We start from the raw sequence: 26,060 nt of genomic DNA, 5'->3' as shown, positions 1-26,060 counted from the left end.
TGACAGAGCAGGGAATACGTCGCACATGCAGTTCTGGATTATTCAAACGCTGAACTCTGTCGCGTTTGGCGGCCTTCTGTTTCTTCTGTCGTCCGGCTTTTCGCTGATCTTCGGGCTGATGCGCATTCCCAATCTCGCGCATGGCGCCTTCTTCATGCTGGGCGCGTATTTCGGCTACACCCTGCTGTCGCTAAAGTTCAATTTCTGGATCGCGGCGATCGGCGCAGGATTGGGCGTCGGTCTTGTCGGCATCATTCTCGAACGCTTTGTGCTGCGGCAATTGCCGGGCAACGCGCAAGGCCAGGTGCTGGTGACCCTCGGCCTGTCCTTCATCGTTGCCGACTTGTGCCTCCTGATCTGGACCGGCGATCCGATGCCGTTGCCGGCGCCACAGGAATTGCGGCCGCCGCTGCGTTACTTCGGACTGGCATTCCCAACCTATCGTCTTGTCGTGCTCGGGCTCGCGCTTGTTGCGGCCGTCGGACTTTACTTTTTGATGGAGCGCACCCGCATCGGCGCGATGATCCGCGCTGGTGTCGACGATCCGGAAATGGCGCGCGGCGTCGGCATTCCCGTCAGCCGTCTGTTCACAACCGTCTTCCTCCTTGGCGCAGCCTTGGCCGGCATGGGCGGTGTGCTCGGCGGCCCGATCCTGAATGCCTATCCCGGCCTCGATGCGGACATGCTGCCGCTCGCCTTGATCGTCGTCATTCTCGGCGGCGCCGGCAGTCTGCTCGGCGCTTTCGTCGGAAGCTTTATTGTCGGCTTCCTTTATAACTTCGGCATCGCGCTGGTGCCCGACCTCGCTTACTTCGTGCTGTTCCTGCCGATGGTTCTGGTGCTCATGTTCCTGCCGCAGGGCCTGTTCGGGCGGGTGCAACTATGACGCGCTCAAGCATCATCTGGCTGGTCGTCTGTGCTTTGCTACTGATTGCGCTGCCGCGCATCATCATTCACGAATTCTACATCAACATGGCGAGCCAGGTTCTCATCTTCGCGATCCTGGCTCTGAGCCTGAACCTCATGCTCGGCTTTGGCGGCATGGTGTCACTCGGTCATGCCGCCTATATCGGCGTCGCCGGTTACACCTGCATATTGCTGACAATTGCGGGCTACCACCCGCTCGTCGCGGCCATCGTTGCGCTGATTTTATCGACCGGATGCGCGGCGATTTTCGGCATGCTCTCGCTGCGCGCACCCGGTCTCGGCTTCCTGATGATCACACTGGCGCTCGGGCAGATCGTCTGGGGCGTCGCCTACAGAGCCAACACGCTGACCGGCGGCGACAACGGCATCAGCCTGCCGGCACGCCCGATGCCGTTCGGCTTTGATATCCGCAGCGCCGAAAGCTTCTATTATTTCACGCTGATCGTTTTCGCGGTTGCGCTGTTCGGCATGTGGCGTTTCGTCCGCTCGCCGTTCGGCGCCAGCCTGATGGGCACCCGCGATCAACCGCGGCGCATGCGCATGCTCGGCTACAATACCTGGCGGATCCAATGGCTGACATTCGTCATCGCCGGGTTCTGGGGCTCGGTCGGCGGATTGATGTATGTCTATTACAACCTGTTCCTTTCACCGCATGCGCTGACATTGCAGCAATCGGCCGAGATCCTGCTGATGGCGATCCTCGGCGGCGCGACGTCGCTGACCGGCCCGATTGTCGGCGCCGCCATCATCACACTCATCAAGAACGTCGTCTCGACCTATGTCGAGCGCTGGAATTCGCTGCTCGGCATCATCTTCATCGTTGTGATCGTTTTCATGCCGCTCGGGCTCGTACCGGGCTGCCGCGCGCTGTGGCGCAAATGGCAAGCCCGTCACAAACCGCCCGTACCTGCAGCATCTGCACCGGAGCCGGCGGAATGACGCCGGCACTGGACATCGATGGTCTGAACAAACGCTTTGGCGGATTGCCGGCAACCCGCAACGTATCGATTCGCGTCATGCCGGGCGAGCGCCGCCTGATCATCGGTCCGAACGGTGCCGGCAAGACGACGCTGTTCAACCTCATCACCGGCGACCTCACCGCCGATACCGGTTCGGTAAAACTGTTCGGGGATGAACTGGTCGGCATGCCGACCGAAAAGCGCGTGCATCTCGGGCTCGCACGCACCTATCAGATCCTCACGTTGTTCCCGCGCGAAACGCTGCTGCACAACGTCAAGCTTGCCCTGCTGGGCCTTAATCCCATCCGCTGGAACCCGTGGACCGTGCTGGCGCGGCGACAAGATATGACTGTTGCCGCACAGACCGCGCTGAAGCAGGTCGGTCTTGGCGATAGCGCCGACCGCATCGTATCCGAAACATCCTACGGCGAAAGGCGTCGTCTTGAATTTGCGATGGCCTTGGCGCAGAAGCCGAAAGTGTTGCTGCTCGACGAGCCTCTGGCCGGCCTGTCGCAGGAGGAACGCAAGACCGTTGGCGCTTTGCTGAAAACCATTCCGCGCGAGGTCACGATCGTGATGATCGAACACGACATGGATACGGCGCTGGAATTCGCCGAGCGCATTACGCTTCTGCATTATGGTGAGGTGATCGTGGAAGGCACGCGCGCCGAAGTGGTGGCCGATCCGCGCACACGGGAGGTCTATCTCGGTGACTGAAGCGCTATCGGTTGCCAACATCGATGCCTATTACGGCGACAGCCATGTGCTGCATGGCGTGAGCTTCGCCTTGCAGGAGGGCCGTTTGCTCGGCCTTCTCGGCCGCAATGGCGCCGGCAAGACCACTAGCATGTCGACGATCATGGGGTTTCTCAAACCGCGTCGCGGCACGATCACACTGTTCGGCGATCCGATCGCCGGGCTCGCACCAGACACGATTTCGCACCGGGGCATCGGCCTCGTGCCGCAGGGCCGCCGGGTCTTTCGCTCGCTGACCGTGCGCGAAAATCTGACCGTCGCCGAGCAACGCCGCAGACAAGACGGCTCCCGGCCGGAATGGACGCTGGATCGTGTCTATACGGTGTTTCCGCGGCTGAAAGAGCGCGAAGCGCAACTCTCCGGCCTGCTCTCCGGCGGCGAGCAACAGATGCTGGCGATCGGCCGCGCGCTGATGGGAAATCCTCGCGTGCTGCTGATGGACGAACCGTCGGAAGGGCTGGCGCCACAACTTGTGGCTGAAGTCGGCCGCACGATTGCTCGATTAAAGGCGGAAGGACAGTCGATCATCCTGGTCGAACAGAATATAAAGCTGACCCTCGATCTTGCCGACGACGTTGCAATCATCAATACCGGCGCCATCGCCTTCACCGGCACCGCCGAACAGTTGAAAAGCAACCCCGCCGTCATTGCCCAGCAACTGGGCGTGTTCTGAACTGGAAATATTGTGATGGATGTCTGGAATAAATACGAACCGACTGCCGGACGCGAACGCGGCAAACCCGGGCGCGAGATCCGCCCGCAAAGCATCACCATCGATATTCATGCGCATGTCGCGGTCCCGAAAGCCGGCGCTTATGTGGCCGAGCACGCCAATCTTGCCGGCACCGGCTTGCATCAATTCCAGTCGCCGGAAACCGCCGCGGTCAACGCCAAGCAGGATGCAGACCTGAAAAGCCGCATCGTCGATTTCGAGCCACGGATCAAAGATCTCGACGCCATGGGGCTCGATATGCAGGTGATCCTGCCGCCGCCGGGGCAATGCTATTACACACTGCCGGCCGATATCGCGAACAAGGCCGCCCAGATCGTCAATGACGGCATCGCCGAATATTGCGCGCGCCAGCCGGATCGCTTGATCCCATTCGGCACCGTGCCGCTGTCGCATGGCGAAGAGGCCGCCAAGGAACTGGAGCGTCTGGCCAAGCTCGGCTTCATGGGCGTGCAGATCCTCACCAATATCGACGGCAAGGAATTGTCCGATCCGATCACCGCGCCGTTCTGGAAGAAGGCGGAAGAACTCGGGATGCTGGTCGTCATCCATCCCAATGGCTTTACGCACGGCGAGCGTCTCAGACGCTTCTATTTCAACAATGTCATCGGCAACCCGCTCGAGACCACGATCGCGCTGCATTACCTGATCTTCGACGGCGTGCTGGAGCGGCACCCGAAGCTGAAGATCCTCGCCGTGCATGGCGGCGGCTATCTCGGCGCCTATTACGGCCGCATCGACCACGTCTGGGGCGCGCGCTCCGACGCTCATGCCGACCTGCCGAAACCGCCGACCGAATACTTGAAGCAGATTTACGTCGATACCGTCGTATTCTCGACAGGCCAGCTCAAGGCGCTGGTGGAGACTTTCGGGCCCGACCATGTGGTCATGGGCACGGACTATCCTTTCGACATGGCTGACTACGATCCTATCAGCCATGTGGCTTCCATTGACGCTTTCGATTCTGCTACGGTGGGCAAAATCGTGGGCGGCAACACCAAGCGGCTGCTTGGACTGTAGTGGATTGAAATGAGCTGGATCGATAATTCACCCCAAGCGATCTGGGGTGTGGAGCCCTTCGAACGCGCCCTGGCGGAGCCCGCCTTGTTTCGGGAAGCAATGAGCCGGCTGGGCGCGGCCGTTCACATCATCACAACGCAGGGGTCGGCCGGGAAAGCGGGCTTCACCGCCACGGCCGTCGCCTCGGTCTCGGACTCGCCGCCGACCGTGCTGGTCTGCCTCAATCGCAAGAGCCAGATCACGCCGGTGATGCGCGAGAACAAGGTGTTCTGTGTGAACACTCTGGCGTCGCATGACGAAGAACTCGCCAATGTCTTCGCCGGCCGCACCGGACAATTCATGGCCGACCGCTTCAACGCCGGAAACTGGACGACGCTCGAAACCGGCGCGCCGGCACTGACCAATGCCATCGCCGCGATCGACTGCCGCGTGCTGGAGATGAAGTCGGTCGCGACCCACGACATCTATTTCGGCGAGGTCGCAGCGATCAAGCTTGCCAATGCCGAGAAGGCGCTGGTGTATCACGACCGGGCGTATAAGCACGTCTAACCGTGAGACCTTGCTATCGGTTTTCATCGTCATGCCTGGCCTTGTCCCGGGCATGACGAATTTCAGCATCAGCCTGGGCAATCAAATATCCTGCTCGATCCATTCGCGCTGAACATCGGCGCACCAATTGCCAACATTCCATTGTCCCCAGGCGCCAAGCCCGGCGAGTTCGTCAGGTCCGGCATAGACCGGCACATGCACGACCGACAGACCATCATGCGCATGCGCCTCTTTCAACGCTGCGCGCAATTCGTCGGCGCTGAGCCCGCCATGCAGCGCGCGGACGCCGTTCACCGACGACGCGAGCTGCACGTAATCCACCGCAACGGAATCGCTGGTGCGGAATTCGCGGCCGTATTGCGCAAGCTGCAATCCGGTGATTGCGGCCATACGCCGGTTGTCGAAGATCACAATCATACCACGGACGCGATGTTCGACCGCATCGATCAGCACCTGTGGGTTCATCATGAAGGAGCCGTCGCCGGTGAACGCGATGCTGTAGCGCGGCTTATCAGTGATGCCTGATGCGAGGAGTCCGCTGACGGCGAAGCCCATATAGGATGCGCCGGTTTCGGTGAAGGTATCGCCGGTGCGATCGTCCTCGACGATCTGAAAGCCATTAGCCTGCACGTCACCGGCATCGAAGAACTTCGCGGCGTCGATGCGCTTGGCAAAATCGGCCACAACCTTGATCGCCGCCGGCTGATAGAGGACCGGCTGTTGCCACACGGGATCCTGCGCAGGCTTTGCATCGAAGCGCGCCTGTTTGAATGCTATCCATTCCTTCTTCTTTTCGGCGCAGGCTTGTAACCAGACGGACTTGCTCGCAGCGGCATTCTTCAGGTGCGCGCAAAGGCGCTCGATCACTGCGGTGATATCGCCGGCGAGCACTGTCGTCTGATTGTAGTGAAGGGCATCAGCGAAATCGCCGTTGATGTTGATGACATGCTTGGCCGCCTTATAGCCGATGCCGGAACAATCGGCCTGGCACACGGCGCGCGAACCGATGACAACGACAAGCTCGGCATTGGCCATGGCAAAGTTGCCGCTGATCGAGCCCTTCGATCCGCCGACATGCATGTTCTGCGGATGCGCGTCGGGCAACACGCCGGTCGAGCCGGGCGACAGCACGACAGCAGCGCCCGCGGCTTCAGCAAACTTCCGCACAGCAGCGTCATGCCCGCGCGTGCCGCCACCGGCTTTGATAGCAAGACTTGGAGCGGCGGCGATCAGGCGAGCCGCCTTTGCATAGGCATGGTCATCGACTGGCGCGAGTGCCGGCAAATCAGGCCGGGCCGGCAACGCGGCGAGATTGACGGTCATGCGTTGCGGCTGCGTATTCAGCGGCAGCAGAAGATAGAACGGGCCGGCACGATAGGGATGATTGACGGCGAGCGAACCGCGCCGTAGCGCGTCGCGCAACGCCTCCGGCGTATGCAACACATAGGAGCCGCCCATCAGCGCAGTCATGCGGCCGAACAGGCCCTGCTCCTCTTTCGGCACCTGCTGCATGTTGTAGCCTTCACCGAACGTCGTCTCGTCGCCATAGATGTGATAGACGCCGACGCCATTCGATGCGCTGGCCAGCGAGCCCGCGAAGGCCTGCAACGCGCCAGGGCCGATCGATGTTACGACCGCAGGGATCTCGCCGTATTGCCAGCGCAACGCCGTCGCGGCATGCGCCATTTCCACTTCGTTGCGGAAATTAAAGGTCCGCGTGACGCCTTCCTCTTCATAGATGCGGAGCACGTCACCAAGGTCCGTCGAGCCATGACCGAAGATGCCGAGATATTTGCGCACGCCCTGCTTCAGCAGCCCGAGCACCAGCGCTTCCGACAGCGTCGCGTCGACAAGCTTCGGCAACGCCGCGCTTTCGATCGCGTTCGTCAATCCGCCCGCTTCATTGATGGCACGAGCGCGCGCACGCATCGCATCGCGTTGGTCACCTTCGGAGGGTCTTGTCAGCATCGTATTATCTTGCCCGGCGTTGTAGGGCGGGTTAGCCGAAGGCGTAACCCGCCTGGTCTTGTTACAAATCGTGACGGCGGATTACGCTTCGCTCATCCGCCCTACGAAGCGACATTAATTCTTCGCTGCGGCCGGCGGCGCCGCATCCTGCAGAACTGGCTTCCAGCGTTTGATCTCCGCTTTGACAAGCGCGTCGAAACTTGCCGGCGTGCGTTCGGACTTCTTCGGCACCGAACCGCCGAGATCATTCAGGCGTTTGATCACCGTCGGATCGTCCAGCGCCTTGTCGAGCGCAACGGCAAGTTTGTCGACCGCCTCTTTCGGCGTACCCTTCGGCGCGAACATGCCGGACCAGATGCTCATCTGATAGTTCACGCCGCCATCCCTGGCAGCGGGGACAGCCGGCAATGCCGCGAGCTTGTCGATTGCAGAAACGCCGAACGCCTTGATGCCGCCGGATCGCACCTGCTCGGCGACGCTCACCGCCTGTTCGCAAAAGAAATCGACATGACCGCCGATGAGATCGTTCATCGCAGGGCCGGTGCCGCGATAGGCTACCTGGGCGGGCTTGGTGCCAGCTTCGGTGTTGAACAGAAGACAGGCCATGTGCGAGGACGAACCGACGCCGCCATGCGCCTGCCTTACCTTGTCGCCATTGGCCTTCAGATAGGCGACGAATTCCTTCATTGAATTGGCCGGGAAATCCTTGCGGGCGACAATCACGGCAGGCGCGTCGGCGGTGATGCCGATCGGGATGAAGTCGCGCTCGGAATCATAGCGTACATTTGGCGTCAGCACCGGCGCGGCAACGTGCGAACCCATGCTGCCAGCGAGAAGCGTATAGCCGTCCGGATCAGCGGTCGCGACGCGTCCGCTGCCGAGTGTGCCGCCGGCACCGCCGACATTCTCAATCACCATCGACTGGCCGAGATGCTTCGACATGCCGTCGGTGACAATGCGTGCCACCACATCGCTCGGGCCGCCGGCCGGGAACGGCACAACCACCGTGATCGTCCGCGATGGATAAGATTGCGCCTGCGCAACAACCGGCAGCAGGAAAGCCGTGGCGGTAGAAAGAATGGCAACGAATGCGTTTCTTGTTTTCATCGTGTTCCTCCCTTCTCGTTTTGGCTTATTGTCGTGTCGTTCTGATCCTCATATTTTCAACTCACCGCCGATGGCGCCACGCGCGATCATCTGATCGAGCCATTCGCCATCGTGTGTCACAAGAATGTTGAGCGAAGGCTCGCGCTGCATCAGGCCGTTGAGCCAGGCGAGTTGCGCCATCACCGCAGGCACATCTTCCTTCACCCATGGCGCGGCCTTACCCTTCACCGCACGAATGTTATCCATGTTCCAGGCGGCATCGACGGAATGCAGGAATTCTTCGCCCGATTGCAGCTTCAGATAGAGCATCTGCATGTCCGGGCTGTGTCCGGGAGCCTTGATAAGCACCATGCCGGGCGCCACCGGATAATACTGGCCATAGCTGATGATGATGAATTGCGCTGCCTGGCTTTCCCTGATCTTCAGATGCGGCCGGTGCGGATTATTCATCATCAGCGAGAGCGTTTCCGCTTCCGCAACCGTCTTGCGGGACAGCGCATCGAAATTCGGTGCCGTGACGACGCCACCGACATGATCGGCGTGATAATGTGTCAGCACGATCATGCGCGCGGCATCGAGCGCGTTCTTCAGCTTGGCAAATGCTTCGAGATCGTAAGGCTCGCCCTCACCGAAGGAATCGTGTGTCGCCTTGTCCATGCCGGCATCGAGCATCACTGTGCCATCGGCATAGACCACCTGATAGGTGGTGCGCGGCATGGTCACCGGCGTTTCGTCACCACCTTCGATGACGAATTTTCGCGGCCGGATCGACGCGGCGAATTTGATGCCGTTCAGCGTAAGCGGTAGCGGCCCCGGCACGACATGCGCAAGTGTGCGCACAGCGGCGAGATCGACATCGAACACGGCTTCGTTTCGTGTGGCCGTGTCGAGCATGACGCTACTCCGCCGCTTCCGCGTGCTGACGCTGTTCGCGCTCGGTGCGCTCCTTGTCACGGAGCAGCTCCCGCACCTTTTCGGGACTGGCCGGCAGCGACGTGACGCGGACACCAACCGCATCATAGATCGCGTTCATGATGGCAGGGATGGTCGGCACCATCGCCGGTTCGCCGATCCCCTTCACGCCCAGGGGGCCGATCGGATCGGGGTCTTCGACGATGACCGACGTCACATGCGGCACATCGAGCGATGTCGGCAGAATGTATTTGGCAAATCCCGGCGTCGTGGTGTGGCCATCCTTGAGCTTGTAATCTTCCATCAGCGCCTGGCCGAGCGCCTGTACGATGCCGCCTTCGATCTGGCCTTCCACGCCTTTCGGATTGACGGCGCGGCCAACATCATGCGCCGCCCAGATGCCGAGCACCTGCACTTCGCCTGTCACCGTATCGACTTCGACCTCGGCGACCTGGCAGCCGAACACATAGGCCTGCCATGGACGGCCGGCGCCATCGACGGGATGCAGGCCAGTCGTGTCGGTGCCGAACGACGCGGAACCAAGCGGCACGACACCACGCCCCTTCGCGATATGCACGGCCTTGTCCATCGTCGTGCGATGGTTCGTGCCTTCGGCCCAGATCTCGCCGGATGCTGCCTCGATGGTATCGGCCGGGACATCCCATTCCTTCGCCATCACGGCGGCGAGCTTGCCGAAAGCCTCGCGCGAAGCGAGCGCCACGACATTGCCGATCATGTAGGTCTGACGCGTGGCACCGGCATGCGCCGCTTCCGGCGAACGCGCCGTGTCGTTGTCGCCGATGGTGACGTCCTGCGGCCGAATGCCAAGCTCTTCCGCGGCGATCTGTGCGAGCACAGTGAGAATGCCTTCGCCGATCTCGGTAACCCCGGTGACGACTTTCGCCGTGCCGCCGTCGTCGATCTCGACCCAGGCTCCCGCACGATCCACCGTCGCGGTGCGGGCGATCCCGTACCAGCAGCCGGCCATGCCACGTCCGCGTTTGCGTGCCATCACGCGACCTCACTTTTCTTTCCCTCTCCCCGCACAGCGGGGAGAGGGTGATCCGAGCAAAGCGAGGATCGGGTGAGGCGCAATTCGTGATGCAGCCCCTCACCCGGCTCGTATCCTCTGGATACTCGCCACCCTCTCCCCGTAAACGGGGAGAGAGAAAAGGAGGCGTATCCGCGTTTGCGTTCCATTATTCTGCAGCCTCCAGCTTGCCATCGGTCCGGAAACGCGCACCGAGACTGCAGGGCGCGCGCACGCCGTCGCCTTCATTGGCGAAATCCTGTCGCGTGCCGCCACGGTAGACAGGTGCACCCTTCTCCCATTTCGATGCGCGTTCGGCCGCTTCCAGAACGCGCAGATAGCTCACCGACTTGAGCTGCTGCTTGGTATGCGTCTGCGCACCATCGCGCATGGCGTTGATGCGGCGGATCTCGAAAGGATCGAGACCGAGCTTTTCGGCCGCAATATCGAGCGTCGATTCGGTGGCGAATTGCGTCTGCAACGCACCGAAGGAGCGGAAGGCACCGGATGGTGTGTTGTTAGTGTATACGCCATAGGTATCGACCTGCAGATTCGGAATGTCATAAGGCCCGGCGCCCAGGATCGCCGCCTTGCGCATCACACCTTCGGTGGAGAGGCCATAAGCGCCGCCATCGCAGATCATCTTCAGCGAAATTGCCTGAATGCGGCCGTCGCTTGTGAGACCCATGCGCAATGTCGTGCGCGACGGATGCCGCTTGGCGGTGACGGCGATCGATTCCTCTCGCGTGAACACAAGCCGCACCGGCCGATGCGTCTTCATCGCCATCAGGGCCAGCATACCCTGATAGATCATGTCTTCTTTGCCGCCGAAGCCGCCGCCGACCGGCGACATGATGAAGCGCACCTTGTTGATCGGCTTGGCGATGATCTTCGCCAGCATGTGCCGGTGATGGGTGATGTTCTGGCTCGGCGAAATAATCGTCACCACACCATCGTGATCGACATAGCCAAGGCCTGCCTCTGGCTCCAGATAGGCGTGCTCGATCGCTTGCGTGTCGTAGTCCTGCTCGACCACGAGATCGGAACGCGCGAAGCCCGCCTCGACATCGCCCTTGCGGATCGGAATATGCTTGGTGACGTTGTCAGGCGCATCGTCGTGCAGCACCGGTGCGCCGGGCTGCATCGCCTGTTCCGGATCAAACACGGCGATAAGTCCCTTGTAGACGACCTTGATCTTCGCCAGCGCGAGACGCGCCGTCACGAGATCTTCCGCCGCGACGGCGGCAACCGCCTCACCCACATAACGCACCTTGCCGCGCGCCATCACCGGCTGGTCGTGCACGAAGACGCCGAAATTGTCTTCGCCCGGCACGTCATCGCAGGTGATGACGCCCTCGACGCCCGCCATGGCCTCGGCTTCGGACGTGTCGATTGATTCGATGAGCGCGTGCGGATGCGGCGAACGCAGCACCTGCATATGCAACATGCCCGGAATCGTCATGTCGCCAGCGTATTTTAATGCTCCTGAAACTTTGCTTGGAGCATCGAGACGACGGACATTCGCGCCGATATAGCGGCCGTCCTCGGGCTCGTCCTCGAGCAGAGCCGTCGCCGGCAGGCGGCCGTTCTGGACATCGCGCGCCAGTTCGACCGCATCGAAGATTTTCTGGTAGCCGGTGCAGCGGCAGATATTCCCGCCGAGCCGCTCCTTGATCTCCTCACGATCGGCGAATGGATTGACCCGCAAGGCGGAGGTCGCCGCCATCACCATCCCGGGAATGCAATAGCCGCATTGACTGGCGCCGGTCTTGTGAAAGGCTTTCTGTAGAAGGGACAGCTCGCCCTTGTGCGCGAGCCCTTCAACGGTTTCGATCTGCGCACCCTGCGCCTTGCCGACCGGCATCATGCAGGATTTCATCAGCACGCCATCGACGAACACCGAACAGGCGCCGCATTCGCCGGCACCGCAGCCGTCCTTGGTGCCGGTCAGATGCATGTCCTCGCGCAGGAAGTCGAGCAGGCGCAGATGCGGTTGCGCCTTGCGCGCGATCTTGCGGCCGTTGAGCGTTGCTTCGATGCGAAGCTCAGGCATAGGCGGCTTCCATGTCAGGGGTCAGAAGATTGGCGCTGGCGCCGGCGCGCTGGGCGGCGTTGAACAGCCCGCGCAACATGAAACCGCGCACGACATCGCGGCGATAATCCTGCCGCGTGCGCGAACGAACGAGACTGACCGGCATCTCCGCCGCCTGCTCCAGCCGGCCGGCATTCAGCGGGCCGGATATCAGGAACTGTTCGACATCATGCAGACGCACCGGCACCGGACCGATCCCACCAATGGCGAGCCGCACGTCCTTGCAGGTATGACCGCTCGCATCGAGCTTCACCAAGGCTGCGAGACACACGGTCGAAATCACCAGCGAACGGCGATGACCGACTTTCTCGAAACTGCCGCCATAGCCCGGCAGTGATTCGCATTCGATTGTCGTGAGGATCTCGTCATCCGCGAGCTTTGTCTGTCCGGGCCCCACGATGAATTCGTCGATGGGCAGCTTGCGCGTTTCAATTCGACCATTTTTGCGCGAAGCCAGTTCGATCACGGCATCATGTGCGAACAGCGGCGGCGTGGCATCGGCCGCCGGCGAAGCATTGACCACATTGCCCCCGATGGTTGCCGATTCGCGCAATTGATCGTCGGCAAACCAGACGGCGCAGCGCGGCATCGCCGGCATCACGCGGCCGAGCGCGGCATCGTCGAGGAAACGCTGGACCGCGGTTGCCGCACCAAGCCGCACGCGCTTGTCGTCAACGATTTTCTCGCGAAGCTCCGGAATGCGAGCGACATCGATCAGAATTGGAATATGCACGTCGCCAGCACGGCCTTCACGCGCCCAAGGCAGGAGATCGGTGGCACCGGCCACAAGCCGATAATGTCCGCGATGCGCTTCGATCATATCGAAAGCTTCGGCAAGCGATTTCGGCGTCAGATAGTCGTCGCAGAGAAGCATGAGTTCGCGCCTTGCTCCGTTCACCCTCTTCCCTTGAGGGAGAGGGTGGCGAGGACCGTCAGGTCCGAGCCGGGTAAGGGGTAACGGTGAGACTGTGACCCCTCACCCGCCTCGCCGCTTACCCGGCTCGGCACCCTCTCCCTCAAGGGGAGAGGGAAAAAAGATTCGCCGCTTCGCGGCTCTCTCTATTCTGCCGCCACGCGCTGCGCGGCACCGGGCTTCATCTTCACCACCACCTTGATCGCGTCTTCCACGCGATCCTTGGCGTAACGGATCGCGGTCGGCAGATCCTCCAGCGGGAAGGTATGCGTATGGATCTTGGTGGCGTCGAAACGCTTCTGCTTCATGAAGGCTTCGGCTCTGTGCGTCGCCGTCTTGCCTTCACCGCGGATGCCGTAGACGTAGATATTATTGCGGACGATATGGGCGATATCGACCGCCGCTTCGCCATGCGGAAAAGCTGCGAGACAGACCTTGCCGCCGCGATTGACCATCTTGATCGCGTCATTCATGCCGTTCGGCGCGGCCGAGCACTCGACCACATAATCAACGCCCTTGCCGCTGTTCAGGTCTTTCACCGCCTGAATGACATCGTTCACCTTGCGGATATTGATCACATGATCGGCGCCAAGTTCCTTGCCGATCTGCAGCCGGTTGTCGCGTGTGCCGGTGAGGATCACGGGCTGCGCGCCCATCGCTTTCGCCACAGCAACGCCGAGAAGACCAATCGGACCGGGGCCGGTGACCACAACGCTTTCGCCTGCAACCAGACCGCCAAGTTCGGTCAGTCCGTACATTGCCGTTCCGGCCGTGACGACCAGCGTTGCTTCCTCGTCGGTCATGTCATCGGGAATCGCGACCAGCGTATTGATGTGGTTGACCTGATATTCGCAGAAGCCGCCGTCGGTCGTGAAGCCGTTGGCCCGGTGCCCCTTGTCGACGTCGCCGTAATTCAGACCGTAATTATGGCAGGACGTATACATGCCTTCACGGCAGCGCTTGCATTGTCCGCATCCGGCATGGATCTCGACCGTGATGCGCTGACCGATCTTGTATTCGTCAACGCCCGGTCCGAGTGCCACGACCGTGCCCATATATTCATGGCCCGGTGTGAAGTTCTTGTTGTAAGGCAGCCCGCCCTGAATCATCGCCGGAGGCCCGTGATAGATGATTTCGAGGTCGGTTGCGCAGATCGCGACGGCATCGATCCGCACCAGCACTTCGGCCTTTTTCGGCACCGGCACCTGCTTGTCGATGAGCTTCAGCTCGCCGGGATCGCCGAGCACCCAGGCTTTCATGCTGTCGGGAATCGGAAATTCCTTGCTGGTTTTCACGCCGGCCGGTGCGTACATATTTTGCCTCTCTTGCTCGGAATTTTGTCGGTCAGGATACGTTGGCTGCGAGCGGCTTCAACGAACCGGGCTCGCCGAGATCAGCCGACAGCGCATTGGCGGCCGCGATCACTTCCTGCCGCATCAAGGCGAGGTGTTCTTCGGTCACACGCATTGCCGGCGCCGAAGCGCTGATCGCACCCACAACCGCGCCGCCGTGATCGCGAATGGCAGAGCCAACACAGATCACGCCCGGCTGGAATTCCTCGCGGTCCATCGCAACGCCGTTGCGCCGTACATGCCGCAGCTCCTCGATCAGCGCATCGAAGTCGACGATGGTCTTGTCGGTGAAGCGTTTCATGGCGTTCGGTGGCACCATCCGGCGGATCTGATCTTCCGGCAGCCAGGCGATCATGGCCTTGCCACTTGCCGTCGCATGCGGCGCGTCACTACGGCCCAGCATGCCGGTATCAACGCGAACGGCGTGACGCGCTTCACGCTTCACAAGCGTAACGATGCTGTCGCTCTGCAGCACCGCAAGATGCACGCTCTCGCCGGTCACCTCATTGATGCGATCGATATGCGCCTGTGCGCGACGCGGCAGATCAACCTGACGCAAGCAGGCATGGCCGAGATAAAGCACGCGCGCGCCCAACGCATAGGAACGGCGGCCCGGAACCTTAGCGACGTAGCCCCAATTCACCAGCGTCGATAGCAGGTGATGGCACGTGGAGACATTAAGGCAGGTGCGCCGCGACAAATCGGTTAGCGATGCTTCGCCGCCGGCCTCTGCGAGCGCTTCCAGAAGTGACAGCGCGCGGTCGACGGATTGGATGCTGCCGCGATGCGGCGTCTTCGCGCTGCCGTTGGTCGCGGCAGGCGCATGCGGAATCGAGCTTACAAGAGCGGTATCCGACACGACGTTTCCTCTGACAGCTTGTTTTGTTTGTTGCGCCAAGCAAACGGCGATGCCGGAGGAGAGTCAAGGTCATTTCGAAATGGCAACTATGATTTCATGATACGAAAAGTTCCGGTGCGGCTGGGTGTCCGCTCATTCAACGTCTGATGCTCCGCAACATGCTGACACCATAGGCCTTTTCCGCCTCGACCAGCATTGGCGAAACCGCCCGTTCAAAATTTGCGTGCTCGTCCAAGGTCAACTCCTCGACCGTGCAGCCTTCAGCGTCGATCGCACGGCGCGCCTCCAGTTCTTCTTCAATCGCAAGCGCGCGCTGAAACACAACAGCATCGGTCGCCGCGCGGCGCATCGCCTCCTGCAGCGGCTTCGGCCACGAATCGAATTGCGCGCGACAGATGAAAATCGGACGCGAAATATAGAAATGCCCGGTGAGCGTATGGAAGGGATGATACTTGTGCGCCCCGTATGTCACCGTGTTCGCAAGTGGATTTTCCTGCGCATCGATCTTGCCGGCAACAATCGCCGCCAGCGCTTCCGTCAGGTCCCAACGCAAGGGCTGCGCGCCGAGCAATTCGAACGTTCGCACCTGCACGTCGCTCGGCAACACGCGAATGGTCATGCCGGCGAGATCCTGTGGTGAGCGCACCGGCCGCACCCGATTGGAGATGTGACGAAAGCCATTTTCGAGCCAACCGACGATCCGGTATCCGACACGGTCCTCGATCTTCTGCGCCAATGTTGAGCCGAGCGCGCCATCCATCGCGCCGCGCGCCTGATCCTTGCTTGAGAACAGGAACGGCAGATCGACAAAGCCAAGCTCGGGCACGCGATCGGTCAGATAGCTCGACGATTGATATCCGAGCGACAGCACACCGCTTTCGACCAGCCAGAGAATATCCTCCGAACGATAGCCGAACTCCATGATATTCCAGACATACTTGATGTCGACCTGATCGCCGAACTCGGCTTTCAGCCGATCGCCGATAAAGACAAGCGCCTTGCTGAAACAGGTCGAAGCCGGGCCATAGCCACCCATGCGGATCTGGATCGCGTTTGTTTTGCTCATGGCGCAGTAACCTTTGGGGTAACTTTGAGGATGACCTTGACCGGGCGACGTGAGATATCAAACCCGACATTTGGAGCGGGATCGAACCTCATTCATGGCTGCACCACAACCCTTCAAATTGGCCGGCGTGATCGGCTGGCCGATCGCGCAATCGCGGTCGCCGGTGTTGCACGGGCATTGGCTCAAGCAATACGGCGTCAATGGATCGTATTTGCCATTGCCGGTGCAGCCGGAGCGGCTGCCGGACGCGATCAAGGGACTTCGCGCGCTCGGCTTTTCCGGCTGCAACGTCACCATTCCGCACAAGCTTGACGTTTTGAAGCTGATGGAGGTCGTCGATCCGGTGGCGATGCGCATCGGTGCGGTGAATACCGTTGTCGTACAGAATGACGGCACGCTGACCGGTTTCAACACCGATGCCTATGGTTTTCTCGCCAGCCTGCGCGGCGTGCGGCCTGAATGGAAAGCGAATGCGGGGCCGATCGTTGTCCTCGGCGCCGGCGGCGCGGCACGAGCCGTTGTCGTGGCCTTGCTCGACGATGGCGCAAACGAGATCAGACTGATGAACCGCACGATCGAACGCGCGCAGGGCCTGGCGCAAATCGATCCGTCAAAGATCCACGTCGTCGACTGGGCCGAGCGTCACGCCGCGCTCGATGGCGCAGCCTTGCTAGTCAACACGACCAGCCAGGGCATGGTTGGCTATCCGCCGCTCGACATCACGCTCGACGCCTTGCCGGTCGGCGCGATGGTCTGCGACATCGTTTACAATCCGCTGGAAACGCCACTGCTGGCCGCGGCCCGCAAACGCGGCAACACCTGTATCGATGGCCTCGGCATGCTGCTGCATCAAGCGGTACCGGCATTCGAAGCCTTCTTCGGCGTGCGGCCGCAGGTGTCGAATGAATTAAAGCGGGCGGTGGCTGATACTTTGTAAAGCCCATCCTCCGTTCGTAGAGGCACCTCGCAATTATGCGGCCGCTTTCGCGCTTCGCCGTTTCCACCAGGCGCGCAGCCTGGCAATCCTGGCGACACGCCAGTCCGCACCATTGGCGATCAGCATGAGCGCCGCCGGAGTCACCACCAGCGTCAGCACCGTGGCAAAGCCGAGACCGAACACGATGGCGGTCGAGAGGCTGATCCACCATTGCGTTGCCGGGGCGCCAACCGTGACTTCGCGCAGAATGAAGTCGAGATTGACGCCGAATGCGATCGGCAGCACGCCCAGGATGGCCGTGATGGCCGTCAGCACCACCGGGCGCGCGCGCTCGCGGCAGGTTTCGAGAATGGCGTCATAGGCCGCCATGCCTTCGCGACGCAGCCGGTCATAGGTATCGATCAACACGATATTGTTGTTCACGATCACGCCGGCATTGGCGATGACGCCGATGCCGGTCATGACGACGCCGAACGGCTGGCCCATGATCATCAGGCCCATCAGCACCCCGATGGTCGAAAGGATAACCGCACTCAGCACCAGTACCACCGAGGTCAGCCGGTTGAATTGCGCCAGCAGGATCGCAAAGATCAGAAAGATCGCCGTGCCGAATGCCTTCATCAGGAAGGCGCCGGCTTTTTCACGCTCCTCGTCTTCGCCCTTCAGCTTGAAGGTCACGCCGGCGCCGAGATCGGTCTTCGCCAATTCAGCCGCGATCCCCTGCTGCACCTTGGCGCTCTGCACACCCTCGGCGACGTTGGCCGAGACCGTCATCACGCGATTGCCGGCGACGCGATTGATGTAGCCGACGCGCTGCGCCGGGATGCGCTGCACGAAATTGCCGATCGGAACCTGGCCGGACTGCGTCTGCACGCGCAGTTCGTCGATCTGGTCGAGGCTTCGCCGGTCGTTCGGGAAACGCACCAGAATGTCGACCGCCTTGTCGCTTTCGGCCGGACGATATTCCGTGACCTTCACGCCATTGGTGACGAGCTGCACGGCCGTGCCGACCGTCGTCGGACTCGCGGTGTATTTTGCAGCCTCCGCCTTGTCGACTTCGATCTTCCAGTCGATGCCGGGGAGCGGCTGACCATCATCGAGATCGCGGATATCGCTACGCTGCGCGAGAATTCCTGCCACCTTCTTGGTCACAGCCGGCAACACATCAGGATTCAATGCGCCAATCTGCACCTGCACCGGCTTGCCGGTCGCAGGGCCGGCACGCGGCGCCGTCACTTCGACCATGATGCCGGGAATGTCCGCCGTCTTCTCGCGGATCGCATCCATGATCTTGTGGGCAGGTTCGCGCATCTGCCAGTTGCCGAACTCGAACTGGATCACACCGATCGTGTCTTCGGTGATCTCGCTGGAGCCGCGGGGCTGCTCGCCGACGCGGGTATAGACGGTCTGCAGTCCGGGATAGCCGAGGACATGCTTTTCCACCTCGGCCAGCAGACGGTCCTTCTCGTCGAGCGAGATATTGCCGCGTGCATGCACGATCACCTGACCGTAATCCGGTTCGACGCTCGGGAAGAACTCGACACCCTTTCCGAGCTTGCCATAGGCCATCGACACGCCGATCAGCAGCGCGAACGCAAGCGCCATGGTCGCGCCCGGGTGACTCAACGCCAGCTTGACGGTGCGCATATAGAGCCCGCGATCGGATGCGCGCTCATCATGCGCGACCTGCGAAGCCTTGCCGAGCAGAGCGCCCAGTGTCGGCGTGAAGAACAACGCAACCACCAGCGACGCCGACAGCGTCGCGATCAAGGTGATCGGCATGTATTTCATGAATTCGCCAACGATGCCGGGCCAGAACAGCAGCGGCGAGAAGGCGGCGACGCGTGTCGCAGTCGCGGCGATCACCGGCCCGGCCATCCGCTTAGCCGCCTCGGAATAGGCTTCCTTCGGCGGCATGCCTTCGGACAAGCGCCGCTCGGCATATTCGGACACGATGATGGCGTCATCGACCAGCATGCCGACGGCAAGGATCAACGAAAACAGCACGACGATGTTGATCGTCAAGCCTGCAAGCTGCAAGCCGAGCACACCGGCGAGGAACGACGCCGGGATCGCAATGCCGATGAACAATGACGCGCGGAAGCCGAGCGCAAACAGAATGATGACGACGACCAGCAGCACGCCGGTGGCGACGGAATTCTGCAGGTCCGCCAGCATCTGACGAATGACCTTCGACTTGTCCTGCGTGAACGTCACCTGCACCGAGGCAGGCCAGGTCCCCTTCATCTTCTCGACCGCCTCCTTCACGCCATCGACGGTTTCGATCAGATTGGCGCCGGTGCGCTTGGACACTTCAATAGTCATGGCCGAGCGGCCATTAACGCGCGTGACCGAGGTCGCGTCCTTGAAGGTCGGCTTGACCTGCGCGACATCGCCGACAGTGATCGTGGCACCGGCCGTCGCGGCGACCGGCACCTTCAGCACGTCCTGTGGCTTTTCGATGAGGCCCGGCACTTTCACGGCAAAGCGGCCGGTATTCCCCTCGAGCGCGCCAGCGGCGATCAGGCTGTTCGATGCATTAACTGTGTTGATGAGCTGATCGAGCGATACGCCGTAGCTCTTCAGCAGCATCGGCTCGACGATGATCTCCACCGCCTCTTCCCGCGAACCGCGCAGTTCCGCCGAGAGCACCCCCGGCACCTGCTCGATCACGTTCTTGGCGGCGCGGGCGATGCGCAGCATCGAGCGCTCCGGCATCTCGCCGGACAGAGCCACAACCAGCACCGGATAAAGCGAAAGATTGACCTCGGTCACCACCGGCTCGTCGGCGTCGCGCGGCAGATCGCGCTTGGACTGGTCGACTTTGGCGCGCACATCGGCCAGCGCGGACTTCGAATCGAAGCCTGCTTCGAATTCCAGCAGCACATAGCCGCCACCTTCATAGGCGGTGGAGCGCATTTCCTTGACGTTACCGACCGACTTGAGCTGCGTTTCCACCGGACGCAGCAGCAACCGTTCAGAATCTTCCGGGCTGATACCGCGCTGAGTAAGCTGTACATAGATGATCGGAATCTTGACGTCCGGCTCCGATTCCTTCGGGATCGTACGATAGGATACGAAGCCGGCGAGCAAGAGGAAGATCAGCGTCGCGATCGTCAATCGCGAGTGGCTGATGGCATAGTCGATCAGCTTGAACATGACGGTTCTCTCGCGATCCGGCTACTTCGTGGATGCCGTGGTCTCCGGCGCGGGAACGGCCGTGACGTTCTGGCCCTCGCGCACGAAATCCTGGCCCTGCACGATCACGCGCGCGGTATCCGGCACACCCGCAACCCACATGTGATTCTGGTCATCCTCAACGACGCTGATCGGCAGGAAATCGACCTTCTCGCCATTGACGACACGCACGCCGAGATCGCCGGCGGATGAAAATGTCAGCGCCGAACGCGGCACGCGCGTTGCCGGCACCGGCGCCATCGGTATTGCCACTTCCGCGGTAATACCGTCGGGAATTGCACCATCCGGATTCTTGATCTCGACTTCGACGCGATAGGTGCGGGTGGTCTGGCTGGCCGATTTGGCAATGTAACGCACGCGGCCTTTCGCCTTCTGCCCGGTGACAAGCCGCACCTCGGCTTCGTCGCCAAGCTTCAGACTACCAAGGCGGCGTTCCGACACTTCGACCACAGCCAGCATTGGATCGAGCGCGACCATCTGCACCACCGCCGCACCCGTCATCGACAACGCCGCGCCGCCGACCTGACTCTCCGTCTCGGTGATGATGCCATCCCACGGGGCTCGCAACACGCCGCGTTCACGTTCGGCTATCGCCGCGGCGAGACTTGCCTCAGCCGACTTGAATTGCGATTCCAGATTCACTGCCTCGAGTTTCGGCATCATGCCGCCCTCGATCAGCTTGCGCCGCGCCTCAAGCTCCACCTTGCGCTGGTTGAAAATCGCCTGCGCCTGGGCGACCTGCGCTTCGCGCGCGTCATCCGACAGCACCGCGATGATCTCGTCCTTCTTCACGTGCTGGCCGCGCCTCACGCGCAATTCGGTCAGCACCCCGCCGGTGCGCGCGGTGATCGTCACCTTCTTGTCGGCCTCGGTGCGCCCGGACAAGGTGAGCTTGCGCGCATGTGGAGCGAGACTGGCGTCAATCACCGCCACGCGAAACGGTTTCGGCTCATTGTCGTTCGTGCGAATGGCGGCGCGGCTTTCTGCTGTTTCATGCGGAAACAGATGCCCCGACGCAACCCAGCCGACGGCTGCGACCACAAGGCCGACAGCAACAAGACGGCTACCCTTCATGATTCCCTCCCGGACTCGCTCGCGCGGCCCTTACCGCGATCGAGCAGCATGTACTTGGTGATATCGAAAAACATCGGCAGCGCCGCTTCAGCATCGAAATTCGGATCGACAGCGCGACGCCACCACACACCATCGGCAATGATCATCAGCATCTCGACCGCTGCACCGATATCGGCATCGCGGGCAATGTCGCCGCGCTCCTGCGCACCGCGCATCATGGTGATCAGTCGCTCTTTCACCTCGGTGTCGAACTCATTCATGATTTTGGAGATCGCTGGGTTGCGACGGGTCTCCGAAATCATTTCCGCACACAGAGCGACATCCTCATGTGTGCGCTCAACGAAGTGATGACGGGCCAGCGCTTCGAACGTCGCGAAGAAATCGGTTGTGAATTGCGCGTCCGCGAGCTGCATGCCAACTTCGGCACGGTCGCGTTCGGTGATGCCGGCGATGATCGCTTCCTTGGATGGGAAATAGCGGTAGAGATTGCCCGGACTCATCCCGGCCTCGGCGCAAATCTGCTGCATCGAGGTCTGGTGAAAGCCGGTTCGGGCAAAGCACCGCCGCGCCGCATCGAGAATTTCCGAGCGGCGGTCAGAGCGCAGTTGGGTGTTTGCGTGACGCAAGACTTCCCCTCCCCGGGAGGCAATATCGCAGCGCAGCATAAAGAGAATGAATGTTCGCTCTACTGCGGAACAATTGCGGCGGCAATGCGTCAAAGTTACCGAAATGATTGTAAAGTATTGTAAATGCAGCCTTTCGGCATGGGTGGGCCAACGGCCGAGTTCCCCAGCACGACATCCCTGCCGTCGGCTTCTGGCCTATCGAAGCTGACAGCGCTCGATCATCTCGTCCACCGCAGCCAGGATGCGATCCGGCGTCGTCGGCGCATCAAGCATCGGTGACAGCCTGTAATCAGACAGACTGGAGATCGCGTCGCGGACCGCGAGCCAGACCGAGAGGGCCAGCATCAGCGGCGGCTCGCCCACGGCCTTGGAACGGAAGATTGTCTCTTCTTTATTGGGCGCATTCTGCAGAAGACGCACATTGAAGACCGGTGGCACGTCACGGCTGCCGGGGATCTTGTAGGTCGATGGCCCGTGCGTCCGCAGGCGGCCTTTCTCGTCCCAGACCAATTCTTCGGTGGTCAGCCAGCCCATGCCCTGAACGAACGCACCTTCGATCTGGCCGAGATCAATCGCCGGATTCAGCGATTCACCGCAGTCCTGCACCATCTCCGCGCGGAGGACGCGCATCTCGCCAGTAAGCGTATCGATCGCGACTTCGGCGGCTGCCGCGCCATAAGTGAAGTAATAGAATGGTCGGCCGCTGCTGGTCGCCATGTCCCAATGGACTTTGGGCGTGCGGTAAAAGCCGGTAGCCGACAGCGACACGCGCTTTTCCCACGATAGGGCCGCAAGCTCGGCAAACGATATCGAGCGGTTGCCGGCATAAATGCGGTTTGCCGAAAAGACGATCTCAGCCCTCGGCACATTGAAATGATCGGCCGCAACATCGGCCATGCGATCCTTGATCTGCTCGGCGGCGTTGCGCGCGGCCATGCCGTTCAGATCGGAGCCCGAAGATGCGGCGGTCGGCGAGGTGTTCGGCACCTTGCCGGTCGTTGTCGCGGTGATGCGGATATTGTCGATATCGATCTGGAACGTTTCGGCCACAACCTGCGCCACCTTGATGAACAGGCCCTGCCCCATCTCCGTGCCGCCGTGGTTCAGCGTCACGCTGCCATCCATGTAAACATGCACCAATGCACCAGCCTGATTAAGCGCCGGACGATTGAACGAGATGCCGAACTTCACCGGCATCGTCGCGAAGCCCTTCTTGATCACAGCGCTCGTCTTGTTGAACGCAATGACATCCTCGCGCCAGGCTTTCAAATCGACGCTGCGATCCAGATCGTCGATGACCTGCTCGATCATGTTGTCTTCGATCGTCATACCATAGGGCGTGACGTTGTTGCGCTCAGCGCCGTAGAAATTGCGTTTGCGCACCTCTTCGAGTGACAAACCGAGATGGCGTGCGACGATATCGATGATTGTCTCAATGCCGAGCATCCCTTGCGGCCCACCATAGCCGCGGAATGCGGTGTTCGAGACCGTATTGGTCTTGCAGGATAGACCGTGGAAACGGACCGCAGGCAGCCAGTAGCAATTGTCGGAATGGCACAAGGCTCGCGTCATCACCGCCGGCGTATGATCGGCAACATGACCGCCATTCGCAGCTAATAACAAATCGAGACCTTTGATCGCGCCGTCGTCATCAAAGCCGACATCATAGCGGAACAAGAAGGGATGGCGCTTGCCGGTCGCACGCATGTCGTCATCGCGCGACAGCCGCAGCTTGACCGGACGGCGCGTCTTCCAGGCCAGCACGGCCGCGATGCCAGCAACGATGGTCGGTTGGCTTTCCTTGCCGCCAAACCCACCGCCCATGCGGCGCACCTCGACTGTCACCGCGTTGAAAGGAATTCCCAGCAGATGCGCGACGCCATGTTGCACTTCGGTGGGATGCTGGGTCGAGCTCCAGACATGGATGTCGCGATTTTCGCCGAGCGTGGCGATCGCGATCTGACCCTCGAGATAGAAATGCTCCTGACCACCGCACGCGAACTCGCCGGAGAGCCGATGTCGCGCCGATGAGAGCGCGGCTTCGACATCGCCGCGCACCATTTGCTGAGGCGGCGCGACGAAGTTTTCCCGTTCAATCGCCTGTTCGAGCATCAGGATCGGCTCGAACACCTCGTATTCGACGCTGACCAGTTTCGCGGCCGCGCGCGCCTGATCCAGCGTCATCGCAGCGACAGCCGCAACGATCTGCCCTTCATGCTCGACGATGCCGGCGGCCAGCAACGGCTCGTCGCTGCGGATCGGGGCGATGTCGTTCTTGCCGGGAATATCGACAGCGGTGATGACGGCAGCGACACCGGGCGCAGCGAGCGCACGCGATACATCGATGTTTTTGATCCGCGCATGCGGATGTGGCGACAGCACCAATGCCGATTCCAGCGAGCCGGGAACGGATGGAACATCATCGAGATAAAGCGCGGCGCCGGTAACATGACCGGCAGCGCTGTCATGACGGATTGATGCATGAGCACCGCCGCGAATGCGAGAAAGGGGCGCGCTCATAGATCCCACACCTGCAAGGCTGCTGGCTCGGTCGTCGTCTCGACCTGCAAACGACGAATCAGATTGGCCGCCGAGCGCAGACGGTAGGCATTCGTGCCGCGATGATCAGTCATCGGCTGAAAGTCTTTTGCTAAAACTGCATCGATGTTTCTCAGCGTGTCAGCAGTCCAAGGCTTGCCGGTCACAGCCGTCTCGACATTCTTTGCGCGCCCGGCTTGCGCGGCCATGCCACCATAAGCGGCGCGGAGCTCGCTCACGTTGCCGCCATCGACCCGCAACCGGAATGCCGCAACCACCGTCGAGATATCCTGATCGAAGCGCTTCGACAGCTTGTAGGCGATGAAGCTCGTTCCAGCGGGAAGAAGCGGGATTAAAATCGACTCGATGAATTCATCCTCGGCTAGCGCCGTCTTGCGATAGCCGAGGATGAAGTCATCCGCTGATACGATGCGCACTCTTTTTTTCGAGCGCAGCGCGATCTCGGCGCCCAGCGCCATCAGACATGGGATGGTATCTCCGATCGGCGATGCATTGGCGAGATTCCCGGCAAAGGTGCCCAGGTTGCGGATCTGCCGCGAGCCGATGCGGCGAACCAGCGTCGCGAATGAAGGAAAATGCCTGTCGAGATAGGGCAACGCCTGGGTGTAGGTGACGCCGCCGCCGATCGTCAGCACGCCATCGTCGTCTTTGATCTCTTGTAGTGCGGCAACGCCACGCGTCGAGATCACCGCTGGAAAAGAAATGCGGTCCTTACTGACGCGCAGCCCAAGATCCGTCCCACCGGCGAGAACGATCGCGTCGGGGTGGGAAGCCTTCACTTCCGCCATCTGATCCAGCGTCCGCGGCGTGAGATAAAGCTGCGAGCCGCGGCGATATTCCTCGATCGGAATCGGAACCTGGCTTTGCGCGCTTGCACATCCCGGCGGGTCAGCGCGCATGATGCGGCATGCCTCGACGATGGGCCGATAGCCGGTGCAGCGGCACAAATTTCCCGCGAGCGCTTCGTGGATAGCTTCGTCGCTGCGTTCCTCATCGCTTTGCGCAAACGCAAACATCGCCATCACAAAGCCGGGCGTGCAGAAACCGCATTGCGTCGCATCGGTTTCCACCAGCGATTGCTGGACCGAATGCAACGTACCGTCCCGGCCTGCCAATCCTTCCACCGTCAGCACGGAATGGCCATCGAGCTGCGGCACAACCATGAGGCATGCATTGACCGCGCGATAATGCAGTTTGTCTTCGCCTAGAGGCGCAATCACGATGGTGCAGGCGCCGCAGTCGCCCTCGGCGCAGCCCTCCTTGGTGCCGGTCAGACGCGCCTTTAACCGCAGATAATCCAGCACTGTCATGCTCGTAGAAACGTCGTTCTCCGAGCGCATTTGACCATTGAGTTCGAAATTCAGAGCCACGTCAGTCCTATTCGTATTCGCCGCGTCAAAAGCTTAACGCCAATCCGGGCGCGATG

Annotated in this window: 21 protein-coding genes; 7 read left to right on the top strand and 14 right to left on the bottom strand. The window is 61.1% G+C overall.

Annotation, left to right across the window (positions count from 1 at the left end; genetic code table 11):
* The first annotated feature begins 25 nt into the window (after window positions 1-25).
* The 6 genes from CAK95_RS10125 to CAK95_RS10100 are packed head-to-tail and all read left to right on the top strand — an operon-like array spanning window position 26 to window position 4,941.
* Window positions 26-886, top strand: coding sequence for a branched-chain amino acid ABC transporter permease (locus CAK95_RS10125; RefSeq protein ID WP_086087807.1), 861 nt, complete (start codon window positions 26-28; stop codon window positions 884-886).
* Window positions 883-1,866: a branched-chain amino acid ABC transporter permease gene (locus tag CAK95_RS10120; RefSeq protein ID WP_086087806.1), complete on the top strand. Its 984-nt coding sequence runs from the start codon at window positions 883-885 to the stop codon at window positions 1,864-1,866. The genes CAK95_RS10125 and CAK95_RS10120 overlap by 4 nt, the downstream gene beginning before the upstream one ends.
* A complete protein-coding gene (locus tag CAK95_RS10115; protein WP_086087805.1) occupies window positions 1,863-2,603 on the top strand; it encodes an ABC transporter ATP-binding protein in 741 nt (246 codons plus the stop codon). Before CAK95_RS10120 ends, CAK95_RS10115 begins: the two co-directional genes overlap by 4 nt.
* The gene (locus CAK95_RS10110; protein ID WP_086087804.1) at window positions 2,596-3,315 is read left to right on the top strand and encodes an ABC transporter ATP-binding protein; all 720 of its coding nucleotides are present in this window, start codon (window positions 2,596-2,598) and stop codon (window positions 3,313-3,315) included. Before CAK95_RS10115 ends, CAK95_RS10110 begins: the two co-directional genes overlap by 8 nt.
* A gap of 15 nt (window positions 3,316-3,330) precedes the next feature.
* The gene (locus tag CAK95_RS10105; protein ID WP_086087803.1) at window positions 3,331-4,392 is read left to right on the top strand and encodes an amidohydrolase family protein; all 1,062 of its coding nucleotides are present in this window, start codon (window positions 3,331-3,333) and stop codon (window positions 4,390-4,392) included.
* Between the two features lie 9 nt (window positions 4,393-4,401).
* A complete protein-coding gene (locus CAK95_RS10100; protein ID WP_086087802.1) occupies window positions 4,402-4,941 on the top strand; it encodes a flavin reductase in 540 nt (179 codons plus the stop codon).
* Window positions 4,942-5,022: 81 nt separating this feature from the next.
* Here the strand turns inward: CAK95_RS10100 and CAK95_RS10095 are convergent, their stop codons facing one another.
* From CAK95_RS10095 to CAK95_RS10055, 9 genes are all read right to left on the bottom strand, one after another.
* Complete coding sequence (locus CAK95_RS10095; RefSeq protein ID WP_245303697.1) at window positions 5,023-6,909, bottom strand: thiamine pyrophosphate-dependent enzyme; 1,887 nt, start codon at window positions 6,907-6,909, stop codon at window positions 5,023-5,025.
* Between the two features lie 114 nt (window positions 6,910-7,023).
* On the bottom strand, window positions 7,024-8,016 hold the full coding sequence (locus CAK95_RS10090; RefSeq protein WP_086087801.1) for a tripartite tricarboxylate transporter substrate-binding protein: 993 nt from the start codon (window positions 8,014-8,016) through the stop codon (window positions 7,024-7,026).
* A 48-nt stretch (window positions 8,017-8,064) separates the two neighbouring features.
* Window positions 8,065-8,910 (bottom strand): MBL fold metallo-hydrolase, encoded by an 846-nt coding sequence (locus CAK95_RS10085; RefSeq protein ID WP_157699580.1) that lies wholly within the window; start codon window positions 8,908-8,910, stop codon window positions 8,065-8,067.
* Window positions 8,911-8,914: 4 nt separating this feature from the next.
* On the bottom strand, window positions 8,915-9,940 hold the full coding sequence (locus tag CAK95_RS10080) for a xanthine dehydrogenase family protein molybdopterin-binding subunit (RefSeq protein ID WP_183044231.1): 1,026 nt from the start codon (window positions 9,938-9,940) through the stop codon (window positions 8,915-8,917).
* 187 nt (window positions 9,941-10,127) lie between these two features.
* Complete coding sequence (locus CAK95_RS10075) at window positions 10,128-12,011, bottom strand: molybdopterin-dependent oxidoreductase (protein ID WP_086087798.1); 1,884 nt, start codon at window positions 12,009-12,011, stop codon at window positions 10,128-10,130.
* Entirely contained in the window at window positions 12,004-12,924 is a 921-nt protein-coding gene (locus CAK95_RS10070; RefSeq protein ID WP_086087797.1) for an FAD binding domain-containing protein, read from the bottom strand. Before CAK95_RS10070 ends, CAK95_RS10075 begins: the two co-directional genes overlap by 8 nt.
* A gap of 185 nt (window positions 12,925-13,109) precedes the next feature.
* Entirely contained in the window at window positions 13,110-14,276 is a 1,167-nt protein-coding gene (locus CAK95_RS10065) for a zinc-dependent alcohol dehydrogenase (RefSeq protein WP_086087796.1), read from the bottom strand.
* A 31-nt stretch (window positions 14,277-14,307) separates the two neighbouring features.
* Window positions 14,308-15,174: an IclR family transcriptional regulator gene (locus CAK95_RS10060; RefSeq protein WP_147413615.1), complete on the bottom strand. Its 867-nt coding sequence runs from the start codon at window positions 15,172-15,174 to the stop codon at window positions 14,308-14,310.
* A gap of 136 nt (window positions 15,175-15,310) precedes the next feature.
* Entirely contained in the window at window positions 15,311-16,240 is a 930-nt protein-coding gene (locus CAK95_RS10055; protein ID WP_086087794.1) for a TRAP transporter substrate-binding protein, read from the bottom strand.
* Window positions 16,241-16,334: 94 nt separating this feature from the next.
* Here CAK95_RS10055 and CAK95_RS10050 point away from each other — a divergent pair, with 94 nt between their 5' ends.
* A complete protein-coding gene (locus CAK95_RS10050; RefSeq protein WP_086087793.1) occupies window positions 16,335-17,177 on the top strand; it encodes a shikimate dehydrogenase in 843 nt (280 codons plus the stop codon).
* A gap of 33 nt (window positions 17,178-17,210) precedes the next feature.
* Here CAK95_RS10050 and CAK95_RS10045 read toward each other — a convergent pair whose 3' ends face one another.
* From CAK95_RS10045 to xdhA, 5 genes are all read right to left on the bottom strand, one after another.
* Window positions 17,211-20,336 (bottom strand): efflux RND transporter permease subunit, encoded by a 3,126-nt coding sequence (locus CAK95_RS10045; protein WP_086087792.1) that lies wholly within the window; start codon window positions 20,334-20,336, stop codon window positions 17,211-17,213.
* Between the two features lie 21 nt (window positions 20,337-20,357).
* Entirely contained in the window at window positions 20,358-21,449 is a 1,092-nt protein-coding gene (locus CAK95_RS10040) for an efflux RND transporter periplasmic adaptor subunit (protein WP_086087791.1), read from the bottom strand.
* Window positions 21,446-22,075 (bottom strand): TetR/AcrR family transcriptional regulator, encoded by a 630-nt coding sequence (locus CAK95_RS10035; RefSeq protein ID WP_183044230.1) that lies wholly within the window; start codon window positions 22,073-22,075, stop codon window positions 21,446-21,448. The genes CAK95_RS10040 and CAK95_RS10035 overlap by 4 nt, the downstream gene beginning before the upstream one ends.
* Window positions 22,076-22,270: 195 nt before the next feature.
* Window positions 22,271-24,595 (bottom strand): xanthine dehydrogenase molybdopterin binding subunit, encoded by a 2,325-nt coding sequence (gene xdhB, locus CAK95_RS10030; RefSeq protein ID WP_086087789.1) that lies wholly within the window; start codon window positions 24,593-24,595, stop codon window positions 22,271-22,273.
* Window positions 24,592-26,004, bottom strand: coding sequence for a xanthine dehydrogenase small subunit (gene xdhA, locus CAK95_RS10025; RefSeq protein ID WP_086087788.1), 1,413 nt, complete (start codon window positions 26,002-26,004; stop codon window positions 24,592-24,594). Before xdhA ends, xdhB begins: the two co-directional genes overlap by 4 nt.
* Window positions 26,005-26,060 lie beyond the last annotated feature (56 nt).

Source organism: Pseudorhodoplanes sinuspersici (assembly GCF_002119765.1).
In the GTDB taxonomy this organism is placed as follows: domain Bacteria; phylum Pseudomonadota; class Alphaproteobacteria; order Rhizobiales; family Xanthobacteraceae; genus Pseudorhodoplanes; species Pseudorhodoplanes sinuspersici.
This window is presented reverse-complemented; position numbering and strand designations above follow the sequence as displayed.

Coding starts and splice junctions, on each gene's coding strand:
- CAK95_RS10050 (WP_086087793.1), top strand. CDS start 16,335: ATGGCTGCACCACAACCCTTCAAATTGGCCGGCGTGATCGGCTGGCCG.
- CAK95_RS10075 (WP_086087798.1), bottom strand. CDS start 12,011: ATGCCTGAGCTTCGCATCGAAGCAACGCTCAACGGCCGCAAGATCGCG.
- CAK95_RS10100 (WP_086087802.1), top strand. CDS start 4,402: ATGAGCTGGATCGATAATTCACCCCAAGCGATCTGGGGTGTGGAGCCC.
- CAK95_RS10115 (WP_086087805.1), top strand. CDS start 1,863: ATGACGCCGGCACTGGACATCGATGGTCTGAACAAACGCTTTGGCGGA.
- CAK95_RS10055 (WP_086087794.1), bottom strand. CDS start 16,240: ATGAGCAAAACAAACGCGATCCAGATCCGCATGGGTGGCTATGGCCCG.
- CAK95_RS10105 (WP_086087803.1), top strand. CDS start 3,331: ATGGATGTCTGGAATAAATACGAACCGACTGCCGGACGCGAACGCGGC.
- CAK95_RS10070 (WP_086087797.1), bottom strand. CDS start 12,924: ATGCTTCTCTGCGACGACTATCTGACGCCGAAATCGCTTGCCGAAGCT.
- CAK95_RS10080 (WP_183044231.1), bottom strand. CDS start 9,940: ATGGCACGCAAACGCGGACGTGGCATGGCCGGCTGCTGGTACGGGATC.
- CAK95_RS10040 (WP_086087791.1), bottom strand. CDS start 21,449: ATGAAGGGTAGCCGTCTTGTTGCTGTCGGCCTTGTGGTCGCAGCCGTC.
- CAK95_RS10085 (WP_157699580.1), bottom strand. CDS start 8,910: ATGCTCGACACGGCCACACGAAACGAAGCCGTGTTCGATGTCGATCTC.
- CAK95_RS10095 (WP_245303697.1), bottom strand. CDS start 6,909: ATGCTGACAAGACCCTCCGAAGGTGACCAACGCGATGCGATGCGTGCG.
- CAK95_RS10090 (WP_086087801.1), bottom strand. CDS start 8,016: ATGAAAACAAGAAACGCATTCGTTGCCATTCTTTCTACCGCCACGGCT.
- CAK95_RS10045 (WP_086087792.1), bottom strand. CDS start 20,336: ATGTTCAAGCTGATCGACTATGCCATCAGCCACTCGCGATTGACGATC.
- CAK95_RS10065 (WP_086087796.1), bottom strand. CDS start 14,276: ATGTACGCACCGGCCGGCGTGAAAACCAGCAAGGAATTTCCGATTCCC.
- xdhB (WP_086087789.1), bottom strand. CDS start 24,595: ATGAGCGCGCCCCTTTCTCGCATTCGCGGCGGTGCTCATGCATCAATC.
- CAK95_RS10120 (WP_086087806.1), top strand. CDS start 883: ATGACGCGCTCAAGCATCATCTGGCTGGTCGTCTGTGCTTTGCTACTG.
- CAK95_RS10125 (WP_086087807.1), top strand. CDS start 26: ATGCAGTTCTGGATTATTCAAACGCTGAACTCTGTCGCGTTTGGCGGC.